General features: G+C 37.5%; 15 protein-coding genes and 1 pseudogene. 15 read left to right on the forward strand and 1 reads right to left on the reverse strand.

Features of this window, described 5'->3' with window-relative positions; genetic code table 11:
• Nucleotides 1-46 precede the first annotated feature (46 nt).
• The 4 genes and pseudogenes from filC to filF all read left to right on the forward strand — a co-directional run bounded on the left by filC (nucleotide 47) and on the right by filF (nucleotide 6,175).
• Nucleotides 47-1,263, forward strand: a pseudogene (gene filC / locus ACG9ZL_RS15860) (putative pilus system protein FilC).
• A gap of 13 nt (nucleotides 1,264-1,276) precedes the next feature.
• Entirely contained in the window at nucleotides 1,277-2,941 is a 1,665-nt protein-coding gene (filD, locus tag ACG9ZL_RS15865; protein WP_336952088.1) for a putative pilus system OmpP1/FadL family transporter FilD, read from the forward strand.
• Nucleotides 2,941-4,218 carry a putative pilus assembly protein FilE gene (filE, locus tag ACG9ZL_RS15870; RefSeq protein ID WP_419360698.1) on the forward strand — a complete coding sequence of 426 codons (1,278 nt, stop codon included), beginning with the start codon at nucleotides 2,941-2,943 and terminating at the stop codon, nucleotides 4,216-4,218. Before filD ends, filE begins: the two co-directional genes overlap by 1 nt.
• A gap of 10 nt (nucleotides 4,219-4,228) precedes the next feature.
• Nucleotides 4,229-6,175: a putative pilus system protein FilF gene (gene filF, locus ACG9ZL_RS15875; RefSeq protein WP_419360699.1), complete on the forward strand. Its 1,947-nt coding sequence runs from the start codon at nucleotides 4,229-4,231 to the stop codon at nucleotides 6,173-6,175.
• A gap of 103 nt (nucleotides 6,176-6,278) precedes the next feature.
• Here the strand turns inward: filF and ACG9ZL_RS15880 are convergent, their stop codons facing one another.
• Nucleotides 6,279-6,827 (reverse strand): NUDIX hydrolase, encoded by a 549-nt coding sequence (locus tag ACG9ZL_RS15880; RefSeq protein ID WP_419360701.1) that lies wholly within the window; start codon nucleotides 6,825-6,827, stop codon nucleotides 6,279-6,281.
• A gap of 125 nt (nucleotides 6,828-6,952) precedes the next feature.
• Between ACG9ZL_RS15880 and ACG9ZL_RS15885 the strand changes: the two genes are divergently transcribed.
• The 11 genes from ACG9ZL_RS15885 (at nucleotide 6,953) to ACG9ZL_RS15935 (ending at nucleotide 17,362) form a co-directional block, all read left to right on the forward strand.
• Nucleotides 6,953-7,567 (forward strand): CoA pyrophosphatase, encoded by a 615-nt coding sequence (locus tag ACG9ZL_RS15885; RefSeq protein ID WP_336952084.1) that lies wholly within the window; start codon nucleotides 6,953-6,955, stop codon nucleotides 7,565-7,567.
• A gap of 59 nt (nucleotides 7,568-7,626) precedes the next feature.
• Nucleotides 7,627-8,160: a gamma carbonic anhydrase family protein gene (locus ACG9ZL_RS15890; RefSeq protein ID WP_336952083.1), complete on the forward strand. Its 534-nt coding sequence runs from the start codon at nucleotides 7,627-7,629 to the stop codon at nucleotides 8,158-8,160.
• 169 nt (nucleotides 8,161-8,329) lie between these two features.
• On the forward strand, nucleotides 8,330-8,995 hold the full coding sequence (gene tsaB / locus ACG9ZL_RS15895; protein ID WP_419328205.1) for a tRNA (adenosine(37)-N6)-threonylcarbamoyltransferase complex dimerization subunit type 1 TsaB: 666 nt from the start codon (nucleotides 8,330-8,332) through the stop codon (nucleotides 8,993-8,995).
• Between the two features lie 32 nt (nucleotides 8,996-9,027).
• Nucleotides 9,028-9,852, forward strand: coding sequence for an undecaprenyl-diphosphate phosphatase (locus tag ACG9ZL_RS15900; RefSeq protein WP_336952081.1), 825 nt, complete (start codon nucleotides 9,028-9,030; stop codon nucleotides 9,850-9,852).
• Nucleotides 9,846-10,664, forward strand: a complete 819-nt coding sequence (locus tag ACG9ZL_RS15905) for a class I SAM-dependent methyltransferase (protein ID WP_419328207.1) — start codon at nucleotides 9,846-9,848, stop codon at nucleotides 10,662-10,664. Before ACG9ZL_RS15900 ends, ACG9ZL_RS15905 begins: the two co-directional genes overlap by 7 nt.
• A 121-nt stretch (nucleotides 10,665-10,785) precedes the next feature.
• Complete coding sequence (locus ACG9ZL_RS15910; RefSeq protein WP_419360703.1) at nucleotides 10,786-12,204, forward strand: C13 family peptidase; 1,419 nt, start codon at nucleotides 10,786-10,788, stop codon at nucleotides 12,202-12,204.
• 124 nt (nucleotides 12,205-12,328) lie between these two features.
• Nucleotides 12,329-13,168: an S-formylglutathione hydrolase gene (gene fghA, locus ACG9ZL_RS15915; protein WP_336952079.1), complete on the forward strand. Its 840-nt coding sequence runs from the start codon at nucleotides 12,329-12,331 to the stop codon at nucleotides 13,166-13,168.
• Between the two features lie 158 nt (nucleotides 13,169-13,326).
• Nucleotides 13,327-14,433 carry a YjgN family protein gene (locus ACG9ZL_RS15920; protein WP_336952078.1) on the forward strand — a complete coding sequence of 369 codons (1,107 nt, stop codon included), beginning with the start codon at nucleotides 13,327-13,329 and terminating at the stop codon, nucleotides 14,431-14,433.
• 20 nt (nucleotides 14,434-14,453) lie between these two features.
• Nucleotides 14,454-15,578 carry a M48 family metallopeptidase gene (locus ACG9ZL_RS15925; protein ID WP_336952077.1) on the forward strand — a complete coding sequence of 375 codons (1,125 nt, stop codon included), beginning with the start codon at nucleotides 14,454-14,456 and terminating at the stop codon, nucleotides 15,576-15,578.
• 277 nt (nucleotides 15,579-15,855) lie between these two features.
• A complete protein-coding gene (gene rpe / locus ACG9ZL_RS15930) occupies nucleotides 15,856-16,542 on the forward strand; it encodes a ribulose-phosphate 3-epimerase (protein WP_419330484.1) in 687 nt (228 codons plus the stop codon).
• A gap of 409 nt (nucleotides 16,543-16,951) precedes the next feature.
• On the forward strand, nucleotides 16,952-17,362 hold the full coding sequence (locus tag ACG9ZL_RS15935; protein WP_419360705.1) for a hypothetical protein: 411 nt from the start codon (nucleotides 16,952-16,954) through the stop codon (nucleotides 17,360-17,362).
• The last annotated feature ends 10 nt before the right edge of the window (nucleotides 17,363-17,372 follow it).

Below are 17,372 nucleotides of genomic sequence, written 5' to 3' on the forward strand. Positions count from 1 at the left end.
GATTAAAAATTACATAACTGAATTGGATTTTTGGAATAGGAATAATATGAATAATCAATGGATGAAAAGAACTTTACTTGCAATGAGTATTCAGTTTGCAATTGGAAGTTTATATGCAGCGGAGACAGATACAAGTGCTGAGGTTGCAGTAGATCAGGCTACAAGCACAGACAATAACAGTTCTGAAAACACGAGCCAAACAGTTCCTGTTACAGATGTTAAAGAAGATGTAATAATTAATAAAGATGAAACAAAATCTTTAGCACCTAAGCCTGGTACGCAAGCGGCAGAAGCATTACAGAAAAAAGAAGGCGATGCCTCACAAGAAACTAATTTACAAGAAGTTTTTACATCTAATGAGCGTCAATACTCTTTAATTAAAAAGGGTGAAATCTCAACTTTTTATGATTTAGATTATTCATACTATCGTGATTCACAGTTAAATTTAGGGATTAATGAAGGAACAGCCTACCAGCTCCGTGTTGATGAGGATGCTAGCCATACCATCAGTAATACTTTTACTGCGCAGTATGGGGTACGGGATAATTTAACCTTTACCGCATCTATCCCTTTTATTGCCAAATCAGATAGCTTGAAAGATGCCACGGCTGCAGGTTTGGGGGATATTAATTTAGGTGCTCGTTGGGAACCTTTCCCACTGAAAGCAGGACGATTACCTTTAATTTTATTTGGTAGCTTATCGACCAAAACTGGTGACAGTCCATATGAAATAAACCCTGAAAAAGACCTTTCAACAGGTAAAGGGTATTATTCAGTAGGAGTCGGTGCAAGTACCCGTAAATATATCGATCCAGTCGTACTCTTTGCATCTGTTTCTGCTAATTATGGATTTAAAGAAACTGGCTTGAATCAAGTCCGTGGTGGAGGTAATGCTAATGGGCAAGGTGGGGATCAGACTTATCAACGCGTTTTAGAAGAGTTTGATCCTGGTATGACAGGTGGTTTCTCTTTTGGTTTTGCATATTCATTTAACTATGATGTTTCGATGACTATGTCATACCAACAATCATTTAATATGAATACTTCATTTAAATAAAACCAACAGAGGGACTTGCAGATTCATATAAAGCAGCTGACCAATCTAGTGGAATGTTTTCAATTGCTTTAGGGGTTCGTGTTAATCCAGATACGATTGTAAATGGAACATTGGGTATTGGTTTAACTGAAGATTCACCAGATATTTCACTTGGCTTGTCTTTCCCATTGGACATCTTAGGCTTCGGTAAGAAGAAAGCTCACTAAAGGAGTGTAAAGTATGAAAAACATACGTTTGCGCCCATTAGTTACAGCGATTTTATTAACAGGGTGTTCGACTCAAGTATTTGCACATTTAGGACTTAACCTATCTGTAGATATACGCTCATTAACAATGGGGAATGCGGTAACTGCAGACCCACCGGGGATCAGTGCGATTCATTTTAACCCTGCCGGGTTAACTAAACTCAAAGGTTTGCAAACTGATGTACAGGGAATTATTGCAAACTTTGATGTACAGCGTGAATTTTCAGCCCCTCCTGGTTATAACGTGTTTGGGTATTCTGATGATCCTCTCATCTGTAATGATACGCCAGATAATCCTTCAAGTCTTTGTACAGATTATAAGGATTCAGTGCGTGGGGACGTGGAATACGCAAGTTTATATATTCCTATTCTAAAGAAAGTGGTGGATTTGGGGCCCGGTTGGCCAGTTTTAGCACCAACGGGGGGTATTTCTTATAATCCCCCTGGCTCAAAATTGACCTATGCAACAGCTGCATATGCTCCAATGGTTGCAGGCTTTGGTTCGGAAGATGGCAATCCTGGTAATTTTATGGGGCAACAAGTTGCGATTGAAAGGATAACCTACTTATCTCCATCTGTTGCCTACCAAGTCAGTGATGAACTGTCTATTGGTGCTTCAATAGGAATGTCATATAACGCAATGGCATTAAAAACCGATTTAAGATTTCCGAATGAAATGATCGGCGTTTTACGAATGATTGATGAGTCTGTTTGTGGTCCTTTCCGAAATAATTCAAATGTGATTACTGACCTCCTGCTATTTGGTATTTGTAATGCCGATGAAGGAATGAATCCTTTTGGCCAATTCGGAAAAATGCAGGTTAGTCTGGAGCAGAGTTTAAGTCCAAGTTATAACTTAGGCTTAATGTGGGAACCTACAGAGAATTTTGGTTTTGGTATGGTTTATCAAAGCTCAGCTAAAATGCGTATGAAAGGTAAATACTTTATCGACAATGCTAATGCACCACGAGAGCTGATAAAAGGTTTGAACTCTTCGGCAACAGGGCAAATTCTTGCTGCGATTTTAGGTTTTCCTGGTTATATCCCACCAACTGAATCTGGTTTGATTTCAATGGATTTGGAATATCCAGCTCACTTCCAAGCGGGGATAAAATATAAGGTTTTACCTGATTTACAGGTAAACTTTGACGTGGGCTGGACAGATTTTAAAGCATGGGAAAAGTTTCAGTTCGAATTCGATCGGCAAATTTCAGCATTAAAAATTGCAAAATTATTATCTAATCAAGTTACAGATACATCATTGGCTTTTCCATTGGGCTTTAAGTCTCCATGGAGTTGGGGTATCGGTGTTGAGTATTCTGCAAATGATCGCTTAAAGCTTCGTGCAGGTTATGAACCTCGTGCTAGTGCAATCCCAGATGATAAGCGTAATACCATGGTTCCGATTAACAATGCGCAATTATTTGGTTTAGGTTTGGGCTATCGTTTTGATGAAGATACGGATATTGACTTGTCTGTGGGTTTCCTGCGTAGTCGAGATAATATTCCTGCAAACACAAGTAGTTTGGCAAACAAAACAGGGGTAGATAACTTGCTACTGAACCCTTATGCTGGTTTAAATGTAAAAACCAATACAAAAGTTACAATTCTAGGGATTAACTACAGAACGAGATGGTAATGCGTTTAAACCTTGAAAAAAAAACAGTCGTAACCTCTTTGTGGCTAGCTTTAAGTTTTAGCTCAGCCACATCTGTTTCTTATGCTGCCAATTTTTATACCATTATTGGCCCTGATGGGCATCCAATGATTGTTCAGAAGCCTGAAACTAGTCCCAAAGGGGAAGTAAAGCAAAAAAACAAACAAATACAAGAAACTAAACAAATACAAGAAACTAAAGTTATAAAGCCAAATGTGCAAGGGATAGAAACCCTACCTGTAGTTAAACATAATCAGAAAGAGATTGAGCCGAAGAGTGCTTCATTGACTGTTCCGACTTCTCAGCCTGCCAGCCAACCTCCTTTAATGGATAACAACAAAGCTAAAGCTCAAATGAATCCTGTTCCGGCAACAGATCAGTCTTCATCGTCAGTATCACGAAAAACAACTCCTCAACTTGTCGTCGAACAGTCTTCACGGAAGCCCATTAGTACTGTTCAACAAAAAAATAAAGTCGAAAAACTAGCGAAAGAGAGTACACCACGCCAAGATGAAGTAAAGATCAATCAAGAGGTTGTGCCGAAAAATACTCAACCTGTAGAAGATCAGCATTTTACTGTCATTGATGGTGAAAAATATGTAAATAATGAGTATTTAGAAGATCGCGAATTCAATTTAGAAGGTAAAAAAAGATTTTATATGACGCCAGAAATTGGCGCAGTTCATGGGCGATATGAAACTATTGAACGACAAAAAGGGCTTAGTGCGAGTCTTTTAAACCGTATTCGTGGGAATTCAGAATCTGAAGAAAAGAAGCCCGTTGTTTTATCTTCTACCTATTTTCGTTTAGCTAAAGATGAGGTTGTTCAAAATTTAGAACAATCATGTTTCTCTGGAAAAAAATTAGTTAAAGCGAAAGATTTATCAATAAAAAATCAAGAAATTGGGCTTTGGCCAGTCGCACCAATTAAAGAAAGTTTTGCCTATGAAGTGGTGAAATTAGACCCTAAAGTGCAAAATGTATTATTAACATCGTATGCATCTTCTTCAAAGATCCAAAGTTATTATTGGCCATTAGTTGTATTTTTAGATGGACAAGGTTGTGTCCTTGAAGGTGTGAGTGGTTTTAAAAATGATGAATCTCACGACAATAATTTACAATACGCAGCGATGGAAGGCGTTTTAAGAAAACCTGATCAGGCAGTATATCTATTTTTAACACCATTATCCTCAGCATTAGATGTGGAAAATAAACAGTTAACAAATCATGGACAAATTAAGCTGAGTGTTATTCAGTAAGGATGAAAATATGAAAAAAAGATTATTAGCCCCTTTCGTTTTAACGAGTTTAGGCTTAGCACTCGCAGGTTGTGGCGGTGAAAGTTCGACAGTGAATGAAGATCCTTATAAAGGCATTAAAACGTATTCAAATGGTTGTGATGCTGATACTACAGAAAAATGTTTAGGTTTTTATGTTGACTATCCTGTTGATGGTTTAAATTTTGATTGTAGTACCGATACGAAAAATCATTATGTAACTAAACTTGAGGGTGGGTTAGCACTTGGTGGTTGTTTAATTGGAGATAAAGCAAAGTTCTTTATCCAAGGTTCTGAATCGGAAAGAAAAATCATTTTAGGTGATGTTGATCTTGCAAAAATTCGTCCGTTGAAAGTTCGTGGTCAACCTGCTGCTATTGGCTTGATCGATATTGCAAGTGCCATGACAGGTAAACAACCAGAAAGTATGACCATGAGTGATGATACGTTCAAGGTGATGGTTGGGTTGGTCCGAGTTTTCCAAGCGATAGGATTGGAACAGGATGCCAATCAAATAGGGGATGTACAACCAATTGAATTATCAGATAATATTAAAAATAATTTAAAAGCAGTTGATGCCAATATTGTCGTAACTGATTTTATTAATGGCAGTTATGTTGCAAAACTAAAACCATGGATCAATGTAGAAGCTGTTAATGAGGCTTCGGCAATTGCGACTGCGCAACGTTTGGTTCAACAGTCACTGGTTAATATTTATTCGACAAATTTCCTTATATTTAGTGGTGCGAACGTTGATATTCAAGGCTTTACAGGTAAAAGTGATTTAAGTACCAAGAATGAATCTATTGCCAACATGTATGTTGTTACTGACCGTCAAGGCTATACCTCAGGATATGCTATGCAATGGGTTGGCGTACCTCAAAAAGTGGAAGAGAGTACAATTGCTGACTCACTGTTAAAATTTTTACTGCTAAATCAAGTTGTTCCACAAAAACTTAATGTAAATGCCCAACAAGGTTGGATTAACCCACTCACACGTAAAATTACATCTCCACTTGTGTTTAAAAAAGATCAAAATTCAACGGATAAACTTGAAATTTATCAGGGAGCTTTGCTGAATAATACCAATGTTGCTGGCACAGAGTATATGTATAAGCGAGCAACAGGCGCAACAACAGCACCTACCGATCCAACAGTATACGGGAAATGGCGTCAAACTTTAAATGGTGATCAGCTTTCTGGGGGGATTGATATTTATAAAACTAATCCTGCTAATTACTTAGATCGCAAAGTTTTCCTGACTAAAAATACAGTAAAAACTGGTGAAAAATATTACTTCCCACTGTATGCAAATATTACATTTACGTTTGATAACAAAGAAGTTTCTCCAAATACGCAAACACTCGGTATTGTGATTGATGAAAATGGAGATATACGTACCAATTTAGGTAAAAATAGTGCTCTAAATTCAGATACATGTGCTGATGTAGATCCAAGCACTTATATTGACAAAGAAACAGGGGTACAACAATATCGTATTGGAACCACAGGTACAGCCTATATTAATGGGAATGTTGAAAAGTCGATTACAATGCGTATGATTTTAGCAAATCCTGTATTTGGCAGCCTTGATGGTGCATTAGCAGGTTTAAATGAAACATTAGTGATTACACCAACTAGCGGTTCATCTAATGATGATTTAGCCAAAGCATCTGTATCTTCTGGTGGTATACGTTTAAATCTTCAGAGATTAATCAATGAACAAAACACATCCAGTGGTGTAAATATTACCAGTTGGAATGGGGATCAAACGATTACTGCAACATGGGTAAATCTACAGGCAGTTTATCAATCAATCTATAACAATGTTGAAGCAAATAAAGAGAAAGTTACAGCTGAGCAAAAAGAGTTAGCGAAACGTTTATCGGGGACATTAACTGTAAGTTTACCGCAGTGTTATAGCATTAAAACCAAGTAATTTATGTCGATTAAAAAGCCTCAATTCAAGTGATTAGAATTGAGGCTTTTTTTACTCATATTTTTAATACTGGGCAGTTGATCAAAGGAATATCTATTCGATATTATCCTGTTTGGTCTAATCGAGTGCCCAAAGTTTCAAGATGCATTGGAAATGTATTGGTTTTACGGTCTTCAAAATAATGTCTTAAGGTGCGTTCTACACTTGGAAAAGCTAAATCGTTCCAAGGAATTTCATGTTCATCAAATAAACGACTTTCAATGGTTTCTTCACCAGCACCAAATACACCATCTTTTATTTGTGTTTTAAATAAAACATAAACTTGCCCAATCCGTGGAATATTATACATGCAGTAAAGTTGTGCAATCTCAACCTCAGCTTCAGATTCTTCACGTGTTTCACGGGCTGCGCCTTGTTCCATGGTTTCAAATAGTTCCATATAACCAGCAGGCAAAGTCCATAGTCCATAACGTGGTTCAATAGCACGCCGACAGAGTAAAACTTTATTTTCCCAGATCGCCAGTGCACCACAAATAACTTTGGGGTTAATATAATGAATGGTGCCACAGTGTGTACAAACTTTACGGATTTTTTGATCACCTAAAGGAATTTTTTCTATGGTTGTATGACCACATGCACTGCAAAAACTCATAAGCTTCATTAAAAATGTGAGATAACTCAGCATAACTGAAAAATTCTACTTTCGCATCATTTATAGCCTTATCGATAAAATTTCCTATATGATAGAACAAGAACAAAAAAGATAGAGTGAGATCAATGAAGGATGATGAGCTAACCCAAGTATTGCAAAATAGATTACGTTTTGGCAAAAGAACCTATCCAGCCAATGCCGCAGTGCTCATTGCTATTACTCAAGAAGCTGATCCTAAAATTTTGCTGACAAGACGTTCTGCTTACCTATCAAATCATGCTGGAGAAGTTTCCTTTCCTGGTGGTAAACGCGATCCAAATGATACCAGTAATATCGTTGTGGCTTTGCGAGAAGCATGGGAAGAAACCGCACTCAATCCATTTGATGTCAAGCTGATTGGTGATTTACCCATGGAGCGGGCAAAAAGTGGAATAACGGTAAAACCTGTGGTGGGATTAATCCCGCCTGACATTCAGTTGATTGCTCAGCCAAGTGAAATTGATCGTATATTCTATGCCCCGATTAAAAAAATGATGGAATCACAGCCTATTCCTTATGAAGTACGTTTGGCACATCAATCGGTGTATTTTCCCAGTTTAAGAATTGAAAATGAAATCATTTGGGGTTTAACCGCTCGAATTCTGATTTCATTATTTAAATATGGTTTGGATTATCAAAAAAACTGGCCGTTTTTATTGAACTCTCCATCTTTTAAGTCACAAATATTCAATAAGAAGTAATGCTAAAAAGTTATGATCAAAGTCAATGGTCTCAAAATATCTCAAAGGAATGTAATACCATGATGTATAAATTTAAAGGTTTTGCACCACAAGCTTTGCATGCACCTTTTGATGGTTGGATTGCGGATAATGCTACAGTGATTGGCCAAGTGGAACTCGGGCAACAAGTCAGTGTATGGTTTGGTGCAGTCATTCGTGCGGACAACGCTAAAATTCATATTGGGAATTTTAGTAATGTTCAAGAAAATGCCGTTTTACATACAGATACAGGGATTGAATTAATCGTTGGCGATTATGTGACCATCGGGCATCAAGCCATGTTGCATGGTTGTACGATAGGCGATAATAGTTTAATTGGTATTAACGCTGTAGTTTTAAATCATGCTGTGATTGGTAAAAATTGTATCATAGGTGCAAATAGTTTGATTCCAGAAGGTAAAGTTATTCCTGATAATTCCTTGGTGGTGGGTTCGCCGGGTAAAGTCGTAAGAACGTTGGATGAGAATGCGGAGAACTTATTAAAAATGAGTGCTTTGCATTATGCCTCCCATTACAAGAATTTTATTGATTTAGAAGAGTTTAAATTTGAATAAATGACTAGTTTTAAAATTTGTCACTTAAATGCCAAGCACAATGTCTTGGCATTTTTATGGATTATTTTGATCTAATGGATTTTATCTGACAGGCTTTATCTCTAAGCTCTCGCGCTATTGAAATGAGTGGAGTATCATAGGCAACATTTTTAACATGGTAAGGTTGTGCATGAAATTGCTGGCATTGGAAACTGCCAATGAGCAGTGTTCCGTTTCGATTGTTGATGAAACTCAAACACTCTATTTTCAACTTGATACGCGAGCAAAAGCACAAACTCAAACCATTTTGCCGATGATTGAGCAAGGTTTTGAGCAAAATAAAATTTCCAATAAAGACTTGACTGCAATTGCATTTAGTCGTGGACCAGGCTCTTTTAGTGGTGTACGTATCAATGCAGCTGTGACTCAAGCTTTGGCATGGGCAAATGATATTCCTGTGATTCCAGTTTCAACCTTGCAAGCGCTGGCTCAAGCTGCTTATCGTCAGGCCCAATTGACTGAAGTGACCGCTGTTTTAGATGCGCGTATGCAGGAAGTCTATATGGCAAGTTTTAAGCTTGACCAAAATAACATTATGCAACTTGTAGACGAAGAAAAATTATTGGACTATCAACACGCTGCGGAATATCAAAAATATATCTTGATCGGTTCAGGTTCAGCTTTGGTGAATGTTGAGGCAATAGCGTTTCAACAAATTGCTGCTTCCGCTGATGATATTGCCACAATTGCGCGTCAAAATGCACTGCAAAAGCAATGGTTCAGTGCAGAGCAGGCCTTACCTGTATATTTACGTGATAATGCATGGAAGAAAATTCCAGAACAAGGTAAACCATAATCGTTTTTCGCTTTAATTTTTAGGATTTCACAATGGATCTTTTACTGCTACTCAAAGCAGCCATTATGGGTATTGTTGAAGGTATTACCGAATTCTTACCTATTTCAAGTACAGGGCATTTAATTCTTGCATCCGAGCTAATGAATTTCTGGACCAAAGAAAAGAGTGATTTATTTGTTGTTGCCATTCAAATGGGCGCGATCGCTGCAGTGATTTATGAGTATTGGAGCAAGCTTTGGGGCGCAGCAACTGGTTTGTTTTCAGGTGAACCGAAAGGCCGTCATCTTGGGATCAGTATTATTGCGGCCTCTATTCCAATTATGCTTGTTGGCTTGACATTTGGGGATATCGTAAAAGAGCTGCTGTTTAATGATATTTCTGTTGCGATTGGTTTGATTGTCGGTGGTTTAATCATTTGGTGGGTTGAAAAAAATCCTCCAAAAGTCAATGCAGTTGAAGTGGATAATATTTCTATTAAAGAAGCCATTTATATTGGTTTAATCCAAGTATTGGCGCTTATTCCGGGAACTTCACGCTCAGGTGCAACCATTATTGGTGGCATGATGTTGGGTGTATCCCGTAAGGCTGCGACTGAATTTTCATTTTTCCTTGGCATACCTGTAATTGTCGGCGCAGGTTTATTAGATCTTTTTAAGAATTACCATATTTATGAAACGACACAAGATTGGACTGTATTCTTTGTGGGTCTTATCGTTTCTTTTGTTTCTGCTTTAATTTTGATCCGTATTTTGGTGGCTTATGTTTCTAAGCGTGATTTCATGGTCTTTGCTTGGTATCGTATTGCTTCAGGTTTGTTGATTTTATTGTTTGCATTAACAGGTTGGAAATTATGGTAAGCGAAATTCGCTTATTTACTGAATCCACATTTTTTGAGAAAGCACAGTCCTACCAAACTGTGCTTTCTTTACGTGGTGTCATAGTAAACATTGCAACAATTGAAAACCTCAATGCACGGTTTTTAAGGCTGAACCCTGAACTTGCCTTGTGTGTCGATGAACAAGGTTTAAGCCTGTGCGCCAATGGCATGAAAATGCAACCTGACTGGAAAGCTGAAATCCCACGTTTAAAACGTGCCAGTTTAAAATCTGAAATGATTGCACGGGCATGTAGTATTTCAGAAAAACCAAACTTAATTGATGCAACTGCGGGTCTAGGACATGACGCATTATTGATGGCACATTTAGGGGCAAAAATAACCCTGATCGAACGTCATCCAATTTTATTTACTTTACTGGAAGATTCAAAAAAACAGCTAGAAAACGATCCATTTTTAGCCAAAGTTGTTGAGCGTATTGATTTGGTTTTTTCTGATTCAGCTGAATATTTACAACAATTGATAATCACGCATCAAACTGTTGATGTTGTTTATTTAGATCCGATGTTTCCGCAACGGGATCAAAATCAGCAAGCCATAAAAAAACAGGCTCAAGTCAAAAAGCAAATGCAGCTATTACACATGCTTTTACCAGAAGATGGTGAAATGGATTTAGGCGATCATCTTTTAGTCCTAGCACGGCAAATTGCGAAGCGAGTTGTGGTAAAACGTCCTAGACTGGCTGTATTTTTAAATGATCAGGCAACCGATCATCAATGGCAAGGTGATGCTTGTCGTTTTGATGCCTATTTTAACAGCAAACTTATTGAGTAATTTGGTAACTGTTTCAATAATAGTCGAATTATTGATATATAGTTAAATCAAAGATTGATAATTTTTTAGCCAAGCCTAAACTAGATAGGCTGATTGAAGCCACTGCCTTAACAGAATCTTTATGATAGATCTTAAACCCTCGATTAACTTTTGGCAGGATTTGAAAAGTAACCAACGTGCAGGGATTTGGTTATTCTTAGGTTCGCGAAAGTCTTTACAAATTGTTCGTCCATCTATTCTTCAACTGATTTTTTGGGGACTGTTGGGTGCAGGTGCCAATACACTGTTTAGCTGGTTAGTTGCTGGTGATGGTGGTGTTTTTAATCGACAGGGGCTTGTCAGCTATGCATTGTGGCCTTTTATTGCCTTGATTGTGGGGATTTTTCTATCACAACGTACCAATAATCCACGCTTGATGTTGGTTCCAGCACTGTTATGGTTAGTGCTTGATACGCATATCATGTTGTTTCAATCTTTGCTTCAATATTTGGGCAACCAAGATCTACTGCCTTATTTCACTTATGATGTGATCCCATTGCTATTTTTTGCTTTGTTTATTTGGCAAAGCCTTGCTGTAGTATGGGTTTTTTCAAGAGAATTACAATGGCCATGGTGGGAACGTGCCTTAATCATGTTTGCTACAATAGCCACTTTGTTCACTTGGCAGGTTTCGATCAAGGAACAGCCAATTTGGAAAGTAGAAGAAGTTCCTCCAAGTCTCAGTGAAAGTGCTTTTTATGCACAAAGTCATTTGCTCAATAAAGCATTGGAACAGGTGCAGTTTGGTGAGTTTGCTCAAACACATTGGTACTTTTTGGGTGTTGCGGGTGCTAGTTATCAAGACGTGTTTAAATTTGAAATTGATCGAATTAAAGAACAATTTGATACCCGTTTTGGAACTTTTGGACGCTCTGTTGAGTTGGTTAATAACCCACAAAGCATTAAAGACACTCCTATTGCATCTAAAACCAGTATCGACCTTGCTTTACGCCGTATTGGTCAACAGATGAATCGCGAAAGTGATGTATTGTTTCTTTATATGACTTCTCATGGCTTACCTAATCGTTTTGAACTAGAAAATGAACCGATTAATTTGGATGATGTCGATCCAAAATGGTTAAGAGAAACCCTAGACAAATCGGGTATTCGTTGGAAAGTGATTGTGATTTCAGCCTGTTATTCAGGTAGCTTTGTTTCAGCACTCCAATCACCAGATACTTTGATTATTACTGCTTCTGCAGCAGACCGTGCTTCATTTGGTTGTTCAAATGAAGCTGATTATACTTATTTTGGTCGAGCTTTCTTTGATCAGGCAATGCGTGAACAAGGCTCTCTCAAAGCCGCATTTAAAGAAGCGACTGAAACAGTTGCGAAATGGGAAAATGCACAAGGCTTTGATCCATCTGAACCGCAATGGGTGATTGGGAAAAATATGGAAATGATGTTACCGCAATTGGAACAACATTTATTTCCACAACAAGGGGCTATTACTACTGCTCAAACTCAAAATGTAAAACTGAATACACAACAAAAGCCATGATAAATAGCGGCGCTTTAAATGCGAAAGCAAAAGCGCTTTTAATTTATATTTAGGTTGATTGTATTGATGCTTTAAGACTGTAGTTCTAAACAATTTAAAGATCGAAATATGGAGCGATGCGCGAATGGAACTTTTAAGTAAAAATATCTGTTTTGATGGTGAACAAAGAATTTACCAAATTCAGTCGAATTATTTAAAAGGGGCAACGAAGTTTGCGACATATCTTCCGCCTCAAGCATTAAAAGGACAGAAATGTCCTGCATTATTCTATTTAGCAGGACTGACTTGTACGGAAGAAACCTTTATTATTAAAGCACATGCGCAACGGTTGGCATCTCAGCTTGGCTTGATCTTGATTACACCAGATACATCGCCTCGTGGTGAACAGGTTGCGCAAGGTGATTCATGGGATTTGGGACAGGGTGCCGGATTTTATATTAATGCAACTCAAGCACCTTGGGCTGAGCATTTTCAGATGGAAAGTTATATTGTAGATGAACTTTATCCATTACTGATAAAAACTTTTCCAATTCAATCTGAGGCAGTGGGAATATTTGGTCACAGCATGGGCGGGCATGGCGCATTAACACTTGCTTGGAAACATCCAAATTATTTTAAATCAGTGTCCGCATTTGCCCCGATTTGTGCGCCTACTGAATGCCCTTGGGGTGAGAAGGCTTTTTCTCATTATTTAGGATCGAATAATCGTTCAGAATGGGCAAAGCATGATGCAACCCAGTTACTGCTTTCTAAAGGTCAGTTATTTGACGAAATACTTATCGATCAAGGCTTAAAAGATCAGTTTTTTAGTCAATTGAATCCTGAGAAATACCAGAAAGCCTGTAATAAAGTAGGGCAAAAAATCACATTAAGATTTCATGAAGGCTATGATCATGGTTATTATTTCATTCAAAGCTTTATTGATGACCATTTACAGTTTCATGCTTTGCAATTGCAAAAATAGTTGGGTCACCTAACAAAAAATTAAATTTTGAGTAAAAGTAAACTATAGTTTACTTTTACTCTATTTCTTTCAGCTTAGAAAAAATATAAACTACTTTTTGAGGTTTTATTTCATATCATTTTAGATTGTCATTAAATAATTTAAATAAAGAGAAGAATATGCAAGAACAAATACCGCCTCCATTTCCAAGTCATTTGAATTTGGAAAAGGGCGCTACACCACCAGAAATACAGCAACCCATAGACCAGCAGTATCCTAAAATTCATCGTTTTAAATTTCACGGTGATGCGATGGAATATTTTGGTATATGGATTGTGAATATCCTATTGACCATCATCACCTTAAGTTTGTATGCACCTTGGGCGAAAGTGCGTCGTTTACGTTATTTTTATGGCAATACTGAATTCTTTAAAAGACGTTTTGACTTCACGGGTATTCCAACCAAGATTTTAGTTGGACGATTGATTGCATTGGGTATTTATGCAGCCTTTTCAATTTCCTCGCAGTATTCCATGATTGCAACGGTAGTTGGTCTAGTTGTGCTATATGCAGCAGTACCTTGGCTTATTCGGGCAACAATGCGCTTTACTGCAAGAAATAGTAAGTTTGGAAATAGTCGTTTTTATTTTGCGGGAACCACAAAAGAATCCTATAAAGTCTTTTTTCTTAGTATTTTAATTTATATTTTTAGTTTAGGTATATTTTCTCCTGTTGCGATCTGGTTGTATAAAAAATACTACATTGATCATTTATATGCAGGTCAGTTGGATTTTAAATTGAATGCCGATTGGTCAGCTTATATGGGTGCAGTCTACATTCCAATTTTTATGTCTTTTGGAATCATGCTTGTATTTGGCATTATCTATTTTGGTATTATCGGTTTTATTGCTGGGTATACACCAAACTTTTTTATCTTTGGTGTCTTTGCAATGTATGCTGTGGCAGGTTTGTTTATTTATCCATTGATCGCAGCACGTATTTTTATTACTACATGGAACAATACAACGGTGGGGAGTAGCCAATTTAAAACAGATTGTAATCAATGGCGTTATGCATGGATTGTGGCATCAAATTGGCTGGTTAAAATTCTAAGCATTGGTTTAATGTCTGCATGGGCGGCAATTCGTATTCACAAATATCAAGTTGATTCGATGAGTTTAATTTTGCATGATGATCCAGATCAAATGATGAATCTTGCACAGCAAGAGCAAAGTGCTTTAGCTGAAGAAATTAGTGACATCTTCGACATTGATATTTCTTTATAATGATATGAGTTGAATAATTTATGTCACGACCAATAGAAGTCATTTTCTATGATGGTGTGGTGTCTAAACCACACCATGCCCAACTTTCTGCTCAATCTGAGTTCGAAGTGCTGATTCAGTATGGTGAGCGTTTAGAGCATCAACGCCGTTATGCATATCGCGATATGGAATTAATTGGCGCACTGGGGCAATTAAATCCTGCGATTGAGCTTAAAGATGACGCTAGGATTGAGTTTCAGGGGGCTTTACCAGAATGGTTTAATTTTGGGACTAAAAATGTTCAGCATTCAATTTGGAAATTAGAACGTTCTCCAAGTTTAATTGTATTCAGTATCGTCTTTGTCGCGGTTTTTGTTTTTGCTTTAGTGAAATGGGGTGTTCCAGCAGCATCACATTATGTTGCTTTTCAGCTGCCTGAAAATAGTTTGAATAAATTAGGTGATGAAGCGGAAAAATATGTATTGAATAATTGGACTAACCCCAGTCATTTGGCACAAGGTCAAAAAGATCTAATTTCCAAGCAATATCTAAATACCATCGCTGAAGGAAAACCTGCAAAATTGGTCTTCCGTGAAGGTGGGCAATTGGGTGCCAATGCAGTGGCTTTACCCAACAATACCATTATTATCACTGATGAGTTGATTGAAATGGCGCATAGTGATCAAGAGATTTTAGGTGTATTGGCTCATGAGCAAGGGCATTTGGTTGAACGGCATAGTTTACAACAAGGCTTGACCAGTCTGGGGTTGAGTGTGTTGTATATTGCCATGACGGGTGATAGTTCAGACCTATTGACCTCGTTACCTGCCGCGATGATCGGTGCAAATTATTCACGTAAATTTGAAGCTGAGGCGGATATGTATGCGCTGAAATTGATGGATCGTAAAGGCATTGAAGTGTCTCATTTTGCGAATTTCTTACAACGCTTAAGTGATGAAACTGCACTGGAAGAAAAACCAAAGCAATCAGGTAAAACAGCAGAAGCTGATAAAAAAGCGGATCCAAATAAAAAACAACCTCAAAATGAATCTAGTGAAAAAGAAAGCTCTCTAGAGATTTTTGATGCCTTATCTTCACATCCTGCAACTGAAGAACGCGTTAAAATGGTTCGTGATTTTGAGAAAAAACAACAGGCTAAACCTTAAGCAGTATAGATAAGCGATGTTTTATCTATAGATTGTGCAAGGTGGTGGTGACTTGATCTAGGGCTTAATGAAGCCCTTTATTTTTTTGTATTTTCTCAAAAGATTAGATTATTCGCTAAAACCCATATCATCAAGTAATAGACAGTCACTCATTCAATCAGATTAATTGCTATGACCTGATAAATGACCAAGATAAGTAAAACTGTTGCTTTTTAAAACAACCCAATAAGGTAAGTTTGTTATAATGGGAAAATATTTCTCTTTGCCAGGTTGTTTCATGTCCAAGCCATTTCTGATTGCACCTTCAATTTTATCTGCCGATTTTGCCCGTCTGGGTGAAGATGTGGAAAAAGTATTGGCAGCTGGTGCAGATGTTGTCCACTTTGATGTCATGGATAACCACTATGTTCCAAACCTAACTTTTGGTGCGGGTATATGTAAGGCATTAAAGAAATATGGGATCAAAGCCCCGATTGATGTGCATCTTATGGTTTCACCTGTGGATCGTATGATTGGTGATTTCTTAGAAGCAGGCGCAGATATTATTACTTTTCATCCTGAAGCAACACATCATATTGACCGTTCATTACAATTGATTAAAGATGGTGGTGCTAAAGCAGGTTTGGTATTTAATCCAGCAACACCTTTGCATTATCTCGACTATGTTTTAGATAAAGTGGATCAAGTGCTTTTAATGAGTGTAAACCCTGGCTTTGGCGGCCAAAAATTTATTCCAACGACTTTGGATAAATTACGCGAAGCGCGTAAAATTATTGATGCTTCAGGTCGTGACATTCGGTTAGAAATTGATGGCGGTGTTGGCCCAGCAAATATCCGTGAAATTGCTGAAGCAGGAGCTGATATGTTTGTTGCTGGTTCGGCGATTTTTAGTAAACCTGATTATCAAGCTGTGATTAACGAAATGCGTGCTGAATTAGCAAAAGTTGGACAAGTTTCGGCTTAAACTTTTCCACAAGTGTATTGTGTGAATTGTGGATAACTCTGATGATAACTATATGGATAACCATGTTGATAAGCATATGGATAAGCTGGGTATAGATTAATCAAAGGGTGATCAATCGTTTATCATGTATGCAATTTCTGTTTAAAAAGAGCCCAAATGGGCTCTTTTGTTATAAAAATTATCTGCTCTTCATCAATTTGATTATTCATTTTTTATTCAAAGTAGAATTGATGCTAAATTATTCAGTGATATTGGCAATCTTTCCACATGATATTTGCCAAAATCGTTATTATTGGCTATGCTCTTAGCTTCATTATGGATTAAAACATAGGTTTTAGTTTTGTTTAGACAACTGCACAAACAGCTTTGGTTTGTTTGTCTTATGGTTTTTGCCATAGGTTGGAGCAGTGTGTCTATTGCATCTGTAAATATAATGCAACATGCGCAAATGATGAATGCATCACTTTTAGATGAACATCAATCGATGATGAAAAACAGTACTGTAAAAGAAATGAAACAACACTGTTTAGACATACAACAAAAACAAAATGATCAAAAATTGCGTCTCAATCATGAGCAGCAGGTGCAAAATTTAAAAGATTGCCATAATCTACAGGTTCAATCTCAAGATACGCAGCAGAGCAAATGCCTAGACTGTGCTGCATTATCATGCCAATCTTCAGTGGTTTGGTTCAATCCTGATATTCCCAAATTGATTGCACCCGATCATCTGCACAACACTCAAGCCTATCAAATCAATTACCAAGCTCAGCACCTCGCAGGGCATTGGCAAGAAATCCTACGTCCTCCAAAAGCTTAATCTGATTTTA

This window comes from Acinetobacter legionensis, assembly GCF_048551735.1.
GTDB lineage: Bacteria > Pseudomonadota > Gammaproteobacteria > Pseudomonadales > Moraxellaceae > Acinetobacter.

Excerpts from the sequence above, each read along its gene's own strand:
- filD (WP_336952088.1), top strand. The coding sequence starts at position 1,277 with ATGAAAAACATACGTTTGCGCCCATTAGTTACAGCGATTTTATTAACA.
- filE (WP_419360698.1), top strand. The coding sequence starts at position 2,941 with ATGCGTTTAAACCTTGAAAAAAAAACAGTCGTAACCTCTTTGTGGCTA.
- filF (WP_419360699.1), top strand. The coding sequence starts at position 4,229 with ATGAAAAAAAGATTATTAGCCCCTTTCGTTTTAACGAGTTTAGGCTTA.
- ACG9ZL_RS15880 (WP_419360701.1), bottom strand. The coding sequence starts at position 6,827 with ATGAGTTTTTGCAGTGCATGTGGTCATACAACCATAGAAAAAATTCCT.
- ACG9ZL_RS15885 (WP_336952084.1), top strand. The coding sequence starts at position 6,953 with ATGAAGGATGATGAGCTAACCCAAGTATTGCAAAATAGATTACGTTTT.
- ACG9ZL_RS15890 (WP_336952083.1), top strand. The coding sequence starts at position 7,627 with ATGATGTATAAATTTAAAGGTTTTGCACCACAAGCTTTGCATGCACCT.
- tsaB (WP_419328205.1), top strand. The coding sequence starts at position 8,330 with ATGAAATTGCTGGCATTGGAAACTGCCAATGAGCAGTGTTCCGTTTCG.
- ACG9ZL_RS15900 (WP_336952081.1), top strand. The coding sequence starts at position 9,028 with ATGGATCTTTTACTGCTACTCAAAGCAGCCATTATGGGTATTGTTGAA.
- ACG9ZL_RS15905 (WP_419328207.1), top strand. The coding sequence starts at position 9,846 with ATGGTAAGCGAAATTCGCTTATTTACTGAATCCACATTTTTTGAGAAA.
- ACG9ZL_RS15910 (WP_419360703.1), top strand. The coding sequence starts at position 10,786 with ATGATAGATCTTAAACCCTCGATTAACTTTTGGCAGGATTTGAAAAGT.
- fghA (WP_336952079.1), top strand. The coding sequence starts at position 12,329 with ATGGAACTTTTAAGTAAAAATATCTGTTTTGATGGTGAACAAAGAATT.
- ACG9ZL_RS15920 (WP_336952078.1), top strand. The coding sequence starts at position 13,327 with ATGCAAGAACAAATACCGCCTCCATTTCCAAGTCATTTGAATTTGGAA.
- ACG9ZL_RS15925 (WP_336952077.1), top strand. The coding sequence starts at position 14,454 with ATGTCACGACCAATAGAAGTCATTTTCTATGATGGTGTGGTGTCTAAA.
- rpe (WP_419330484.1), top strand. The coding sequence starts at position 15,856 with ATGTCCAAGCCATTTCTGATTGCACCTTCAATTTTATCTGCCGATTTT.